This is a genomic window from Microbacterium sp. B19 (assembly GCF_000333395.1).
GTDB lineage: Bacteria > Actinomycetota > Actinomycetes > Actinomycetales > Microbacteriaceae > Microbacterium.
In genome coordinates, this window is the sequence record NZ_BADA01000264.1 from 1 (window position 1) to 1889 (window position 1889).

Genomic DNA, 1889 nt, shown 5'->3' on the forward strand with positions numbered 1-1889 from the left:
CCACGACCCGCAGCACGGCCTGGCTGTGCACCTTGATGACGACGCCCGGGGCGATCTCCACCTGGGCGGGCTTGTCGAGGTCTTCAGCGTCGTACTCGACGATCGTGCCGTAGAGACCGCCCTGCAGCAGCACCTCGGCGCCGGCCACGGTCTGGCGCGCCTTCTCCTCCTGCTCGAGCTTCTGCTTCTGCATGCGGCGGCGCGAGCTGTAGAACATGAAGACCAACAGGCCGATCAGCAGGATGATCAGGCCGTACTGGCTGAAGAAGCTCGCGAAATCCATGGAGGCGGTGCACCTTTCGATTCAGGCGCGCCGTGCGGCACTGCCTAAGGGGTCGGGGAATCCCTCGCCGAGTATAGGTCATCCCCCTTGACTGAAACGGAGCAGCCCGTCGGGGTGGGGAGCGCCGAGGTGGTCGTACGCCTCGGGGGTGGCGACGCGGCCCCGTGGGGTGCGCCCCATGAAGCCGATGCGCACGAGATACGGCTCGACGACCGACTCGATCGTCTCGGGCTCCTCCCCCACGGCCACGGCGAGCGTGCTCAGACCCACGGGCCCGCCGCGGAACCTCCGCACCAGCGCGTCGAGCACCGCCCGGTCGAGCCGGTCGAGGCCGATGGCATCCACGTCGTACAGGTCGAGAGCGGCGTCGACGGTGCGGACGTCGGCGTCGCCGGCATCCGTCCCGGTGGAGGGACCGTGGACGACGAGGAAGTCGCGCACGCGGCGAAGCAGACGGTTGGCGATACGCGGCGTCCCGCGCGAGCGGCGGGCGATCTCGGCGCGGGCGGTGCCCGGAAGGCCGACGTCGAGCATGGATGCCGAGCGCGACACGACGAGCTCGAGCTCTTCCGGCTCGTAGTACTCGAGGTGTGCCGTGAACCCGAAGCGGTCGCGGAGCGGGTTCGGCAGGAGTCCGGCGCGCGTCGTCGCGCCGACGAGAGTGAAGGGGGCGAGGTCGAGCGGGATGCTCGTCGCCCCGGCGCCCTTTCCGACCATGATGTCGATGCGGAAATCCTCCATCGCGAGGTACAGCATCTCTTCGGCGGAGCGCGCCATGCGGTGGATCTCGTCGATGAACAGCACTTCGCCCGGGGTGAGCGACGACAGCAGGGCGGCGAGGTCGCCCGCGTGCTGGATCGCCGGGCCGCTGGACAGGCGCAGCGGGCGGCCGCTCTCGTGCGCCACGATCATCGCGAGCGTCGTCTTGCCGAGTCCCGGCGGGCCCGAGAGCAGGATGTGATCGGGCGAGCGCTGCTGGATACGCGCGGCGTCGAGCAGGAGTTGCAGCTGGCCGCGCACCTTCTGCTGGCCGACGAACTCGCTGAGCGACGTGGGACGCAACGCCCCCTCGATCGCGAGCTCGGTCTCGTCGTCGGGCGTTCCGGCGTCGCGGACGACGTCAGCCACCGACGGGCTCCTTCCGCGCGGGGCCGAGCAGCGCGAGCGTGAGGCGCAGCAGCGCCTGCACCGAGGCCCGGTCGGCCTCGGCGGCGTTCTCGGCGACGGATGCCACGGCCTCGGCCGCGACGCGCTCGCTCCACCCGAGCCCGATGAGGGCCTGCGTGACCTGCAGCGGGACCTGGCCGTGCGGCGCGACCGCGGCGGGAGCCTGCGCGGCGGGGACGGCGAGCTTGCCGGCGAGCTGCACGACGATGAGCTTCGCGGTCTTCGGTCCGATGCCCGAGACGCGCTTGAACGGGGCGTCGTCGTCGTCGGTGACCGCCTGCGCGATCTGCGGCACCGTCAGGGATGACAGCACGCCCATCGCGGACTTGGGGCCGACACCGGTGACGCCGATCAGCTGCGTGAAGACCGTCAGCTCTTCACGCGTCTCGAAACCGAAGAGCGACAGGGCGTCCTCGCGCACCACGAGGTGCGTGTGCAG

3 protein-coding genes are annotated in these 1889 nt (G+C 70.8%); all 3 read right to left on the reverse strand.

Translation table 11 applies throughout. From position 1 onward, the window contains the following. On the reverse strand, window positions 1–283 hold a 283-nt coding region (gene yajC, locus I5G_RS09830), incomplete at its 3' end, for a preprotein translocase subunit YajC (RefSeq protein ID WP_022878907.1). 78 nt (window positions 284–361) lie between these two features. Next, a complete protein-coding gene (ruvB, locus tag I5G_RS09835) occupies window positions 362–1411 on the reverse strand; it encodes a Holliday junction branch migration DNA helicase RuvB (RefSeq protein ID WP_022878908.1) in 1050 nt (349 codons plus the stop codon). Next, the coding region (gene ruvA / locus I5G_RS09840) for a Holliday junction branch migration protein RuvA (RefSeq protein ID WP_026095818.1) at window positions 1404–1889 on the reverse strand (486 nt) is incomplete at its 5' end. The genes ruvB and ruvA, both read right to left, overlap by 8 nt.